The following is a 5146-nucleotide window of genomic DNA, read 5'->3' as shown; positions in this document are numbered from 1 at the left end:
CCCTCCTGAAACTCCCCCCGTCGTACCGCCGGACCCTCCTCCTCTACGACGGTGTGGGGCTCGGTCTCGCGGAGACCGCGGCGGAGACGGAGGCGAGTACGCCCGCGGCGGCGAACCGCCTGCTGCACGCGCGCGAGGCGCTTGCCGCGCAGCTCCCGGAGTTGTCCGACCCGACCGAGTTGCAGCGGCGGCTGACCGAACTGGCCTCCACGGGGCGGCTGCACGCGGCCAGGCCGCCGGTGGTCCGTTTCGTCGGCGAACGCCGGACCGTGTTCTGGACCCGCGCGGCGATCGCGTTCACAGTCGCGATCATCGGTACGACGACGTTGACCGTGCGGACGGCGGCCGACCTTGACGCCGGCGGCCTCGAGGGCCTCCTTCTTGGCGGCGGCCGTACCGGAGGAACCGGAGACGATGGCGCCGGCGTGGCCCATGGTCTTGCCCTCGGGTGCGGTGAAGCCCGCGACGTAACCGACGACCGGCTTCGTGACGTTCTTCGCGATGAAGTCCGCCGCGCGCTCCTCGGCGTCGCCGCCGATCTCACCGATCATCACGATCAGGTCGGTGTCGGGGTCGGCCTCGAACGCGGCGAGCGCGTCGATGTGCGTGGTGCCGATGACCGGGTCGCCACCGATGCCGACGGCGGACGAGAAGCCGATGTCACGCAGCTCGTACATCATCTGGTACGTCAGCGTGCCGGACTTCGAGACCAGACCGATACGGCCCGGCTTGGTGATGTCGCCCGGGATGATGCCGGCGTTCGACTGACCCGGCGTGATGAGACCGGGGCAGTTCGGGCCGATGATCCGGGTCTTGTTGCCCTTCGCGACCGCGTACGCGTAGAACGCGGCCGAGTCGTGGACGGCGATGCCCTCGGTGATGACGACCGCGAGCGGGATCTCGGCGTCGATGGCCTCGACGACGGCGGCCTTGGAGAAGGCCGGCGGCACGAAGAGGACGGATACGTTCGCGCCCGTCTTCTCGATCGCCTCGGCGACCGTGCCGAAGACCGGGATCTCGGTGCCGTCGACGTCGACGGACGTGCCCGCCTTACGGGGGTTGACGCCACCGACGATGTTGGTGCCGTCGGCCAGCATGAGCTTGGTGTGCTTCATGCCCGTGGAGCCGGTCATGCCCTGGACGATGACCTTGCTGTCCTTGGTGAGGAAGATAGCCATGGCTGTGTCTGTCCCTCTTCCCTTACTTCGCAGCCGCGAGCTCGGCGGCCTTGTCGGCCGCGCCGTCCATGGTGTCCACGCGCTGCACCAGCGGGTGGTTGGCGTCGGAGAGGATCTTGCGACCCAGCTCGGCGTTGTTGCCGTCGAGACGGACGACGAGGGGCTTGGTGACTTCCTCGCCCTTGTCCGCGAGCAGCTGCAGCGCCTGCACGATGCCGTTGGCGACCTCGTCGCACGCGGTGATGCCGCCGAAGACGTTGACGAAGACCGACTTGACGTCGGGGTCGCCCAGGATGATCTCCAGGCCGTTCGCCATCACGGCCGCGGACGCGCCGCCGCCGATGTCGAGGAAGTTGGCGGGCTTGACCCCACCGTGGTTCTCACCGGCGTACGCGACGACGTCCAGGGTGCTCATGACGAGACCCGCGCCGTTGCCGATGATGCCGACCTCGCCGTCGAGCTTGACGTAGTTGAGGTTCTTGGCCTTGGCGGCCGCCTCGAGCGGGTTGGCGGAGTCGTGGTCGACCAGCGCCTCGTGCTCCGGCTGACGGAACTCGGCGTTCTCGTCGAGGGAGACCTTGCCGTCGAGCGCGATGACACGGCCGTCGGCGACCTTCGCGAGGGGGTTGACCTCGACGAGGAGGGCGTCCTCCTTGACGAAGGTGTCCCACAGCGTCACCAGGATCTCGGCGACCTGCTCCGCGACGTCGGCCGGGAACTTGGCCTGCGCGACGATCTCGCGGGCCTTCTCGATGGAGACGCCTTCGTTGGCGTTGACCGGGACCTTCGCGAGGGCCTCGGGGTTCTCCTCCGCGACGACCTCGATCTCCACGCCGCCCTGGACGGACGCCATGGCGAGGAAGGTGCGGTTGGTGCGGTCGAGGAGGTACGAGACGTAGTACTCCTCGACGATCTCGGGCGCGGTCTCGGCGATCATCACCTTGTGGACCGTGTGGCCCTTGATGTCCATGCCGAGGATGTCCGTCGCACGCGCGACGGCCTCGTCCGGGGTGGCGGCGAGCTTCACGCCACCGGCCTTGCCACGGCCGCCGACCTTCACCTGGGCCTTGACGACGGACTTGCCACCGAGCCGCTCGGTGGCTGCGCGGGCCGCCTCAGGCGTGTCGATGACTTCACCGGCCAGCACCGGTACATCGTGCTTGGCGAAGAGGTCCCTCGCCTGATACTCGAACAGGTCCACGCGCTTCCGTCCTCAGTGATATCGCGGTTCGTTGGATGCGTGGGCGTGCCGCGAAGGGCAACGTGACGTCCGCTGTCACAAGGGAGGCGCACACGGTGACCGAGCGCGCGGCATGTCCGTCTCGCAGGTTATCGCTGCTTGCAGAGGGCCTCTAAATCGAGGGTCACACCTGAGCGGTGATACCTGTCACATGATGCCGGAATTCGTGACACGGAGTGCCGCGAGCGGGGCTCACGGGCGGGTTGTTCGGGCGGGGTCCCCGCCGGGTTGGGGCCGGCCCGGCGGGAACCCCCTACCGCGAGACGCACCCCGGACGGACCGACGGCATTCGGCCGTCCGGGGTCACTGCCTCACGGAGTCGGTGACGGTCAGTGCCGGACCGCGGTCCTTGCGCTCCGGGCGCAGGCATTGCGTGCTGCCTGTGCGCCCTGGATGGCCGCGGCGGCCCTGACCCGGGACCCTCGCGGGACGGAGACCACGGCGTCGACGAGACGTCGTCGGAATTCGGCCGGGGTGATGTCGGTGCTCGTGCTCATGGTGTTGCTCATGGGTACGTCGGTTCCTCAGGCGTTCCAGAAAGGGAGACATGGCGACTTTCCGGGCAGACCAACTGCCGGAAGGGCCTGCCTAGCCCGGGAAAACGGGAACGTCCCGGTACCTGTCCCGGGTCTCCGCCGCGTCCGTCCCCTCGGCCACACCGCACACGAACCGCACGGCCACCCGTTGGTCCAAGGTCACGGCCTGCGCGTCACAGTGCCGCGAACTGCCACTGTCCATGGCCTGCTGATCGCGCGGGGCACCGTCCGGGTCGCCGTTGGGTGCCTGGTGCGCGGGGGCGCGCCCGACGGAGGGAGCACGACGTAAGGCCGCGTGCCCTACGGCACCGACCTCATCGGTAGCGGCGACGAAGCGCGGTCCGTACGTCGCTCCTACGCCCACCGCCGCCTCGGCAGGCGCCGCATCCGAACGATGCCCACCGCTCGAAGGCTGCGGGTCGGACCGGACGGGCGTCGACACCGGCGCCGCGTGCGCGGGAGGTGCCTGGACCGGGAGCACCGGCTGAGTCGGCACCACGGGGAGTGAGGGCAGGGTGGGCGCGGTGGGCAAGGTGGGCAACGAAGGCGCCTCGGCCAACACCGCGGTCACCGTCTTCGTCACCACGTCGCTCACGGGCTGCACGACCCGCTCCACGGTGTCCGAGACTGGACCCAGCACGGGAGCGAGCACCGGGGCGAGAACAGGAACCGGGGCCGAGACCCGGGCCGGGGCCGGCTTCACCACCGAAGCCGCCGCCGGAATCCCCGGCCTGCCGAGACTCACCGGCGTGCCCAGAACCCGATCGGCCGCCTGCGCCTGCCCCCCGCACAGCAACCCGACCGCGAACAACCCGCCCACCAGCAGCGCCAGTTGCAGCACACGCCGCCCAACCGCCGTACGCGTCACGCGCGGGGCGGCACCGGGTATCGCGGCAGCGGGCCAGATCATGAGGCGACGATCCTTGCACGGGCGGCTCGGGGACACACAACCCCCCTGTCCCCCAAGCCCGTTCATCACCACCGGTGCCGGTTCGTCAGGCGGTGTCCGGTATCGGCAGCGGCCGCTTCTCGATCGCCGCCGCCATCACTTCCGGGAACAGATCGGGCGTGCAGGCGAAGGCCGGCGCCCCCAACGCGGCCAGCGCGGCGGCGTGTTCGCGGTCGTAGGCGGGCGCGCCCTCGTCGGACAGCGCGAGCAGCGTCACGAACTGCACCCCCGACGCCTTCATCGCCGCGACCCGCTTGAGCATCTCGTTGCGAATCCCCCCTTCGTAGAGGTCGCTGATCAGCACGACCACCGTCTCCGCGGGCCGGGTGATCTGCGACTGGCAGTACGCGAGCGCCCTGTTGATGTCCGTACCGCCGCCGAGTTGCGTGCCGAAGAGCACGTCCACCGGGTCGTCGAGCTGGTCGGTGAGGTCGACGACCGCGGTGTCGAAGACCACGAGCCGGGTGTCGATCGACCGCATGGACGCCAGCACCGCCCCGAACACGGAGGCGTAGACGACGGACGCCGCCATCGACCCGGACTGGTCGATGCAGAGGATGACCTCCTTCTTCACGGACTGGGACGCCCGCCCGTATCCGATCAGCCGCTCCGGCACGATCGTCCGGTACTCCGGCAGGTAGTGCTTGAGGTTGGCCGCGATCGTGCGGTTCCAGTCGATGTCGTGGTGGCGCGGCCGGTTGATCCGGGAGCTGCGGTCCAGGGCGCCGGTGAGGGTGGCCCGGGTGCGGGTGGCGAGCCGCTTCTCCAGGTCCTGGACGACCTTGCGCACCACCACCCGCGCCGTCTCCTTCGTGGTCTCCGGCATCGCCTTGTTGAGGGAGAGCAGCGTGCCGACGAGGTGCACGTCGGCCTCGACCGCCTCCAGCATCTCCGGTTCGAGGAGCAGCGCGGACAGCCCGAGCCGGTCGATCGCGTCGCGCTGCATGACCTGGACGACGGAGGACGGGAAGTACGTCCGGATGTCCCCGAGCCAGCGCGCGACGGACGGCGCCGACGCCCCGAGCCCCGCCGAACGGTCCTTCGCCGCCCGCCCCTTGTCCCCTCTGCCGTACAGCGCGGCGAGCGTCCCGTCCATCGCGGCGTCCCGCCCGGACAGCTCGCACCCGGTGCCGTCGGCCGCGTCGCCCCCGAGCACCAACCGCCACCGCCGCAACGCCTCCCGCACCCTCGACAAGCTCCTCGCCATGGGTGCCCTCCCGATCGTCAACGAGAACGACACCGT

The 5146-nt window shown here is 70.0% G+C and carries 4 protein-coding genes and 2 pseudogenes; 1 reads left to right on the top strand and 5 read right to left on the bottom strand.

The annotated features are described in order from the left end of the window. Positions 1-344 (top strand): annotated as a pseudogene (locus JHN63_RS53595) (sigma factor-like helix-turn-helix DNA-binding protein); the annotation flags it as partial. On the opposite strand, the pseudogene sucD reads toward JHN63_RS53595, so the two are convergent. The 5 genes and pseudogenes from sucD to JHN63_RS47730 all read right to left on the bottom strand — a co-directional run. Then, a pseudogene (gene sucD / locus JHN63_RS47750) lies at positions 336-1178 on the bottom strand (succinate--CoA ligase subunit alpha); the annotation flags it as partial. The pseudogenes JHN63_RS53595 and sucD sit on opposite strands and share 9 nt — an antisense overlap. A 22-nt stretch (positions 1179-1200) precedes the next feature. Then, positions 1201-2379 (bottom strand): ADP-forming succinate--CoA ligase subunit beta, encoded by a 1179-nt coding sequence (gene sucC, locus JHN63_RS47745; protein ID WP_019066810.1) that lies wholly within the window; start codon positions 2377-2379, stop codon positions 1201-1203. 368 nt (positions 2380-2747) lie between these two features. Beyond that, positions 2748-2927: a hypothetical protein gene (locus tag JHN63_RS47740; protein ID WP_200691397.1), complete on the bottom strand. Its 180-nt coding sequence runs from the start codon at positions 2925-2927 to the stop codon at positions 2748-2750. 79 nt (positions 2928-3006) lie between these two features. Further along, positions 3007-3864: a hypothetical protein gene (locus JHN63_RS54135; RefSeq protein WP_200691396.1), complete on the bottom strand. Its 858-nt coding sequence runs from the start codon at positions 3862-3864 to the stop codon at positions 3007-3009. Positions 3865-3949: 85 nt separating this feature from the next. After that, positions 3950-5059 carry a VWA domain-containing protein gene (locus tag JHN63_RS47730; protein WP_307782162.1) on the bottom strand — a complete coding sequence of 370 codons (1110 nt, stop codon included), beginning with the start codon at positions 5057-5059 and terminating at the stop codon, positions 3950-3952. Positions 5060-5146 lie beyond the last annotated feature (87 nt).

Source organism: Streptomyces sp. MBT65 (genome assembly GCF_016612545.1).
GTDB lineage: Bacteria > Actinomycetota > Actinomycetes > Streptomycetales > Streptomycetaceae > Streptomyces.
Note: the sequence above shows the minus strand (reverse complement) of the source record. Positions and strands in the feature narration are given on the sequence as shown.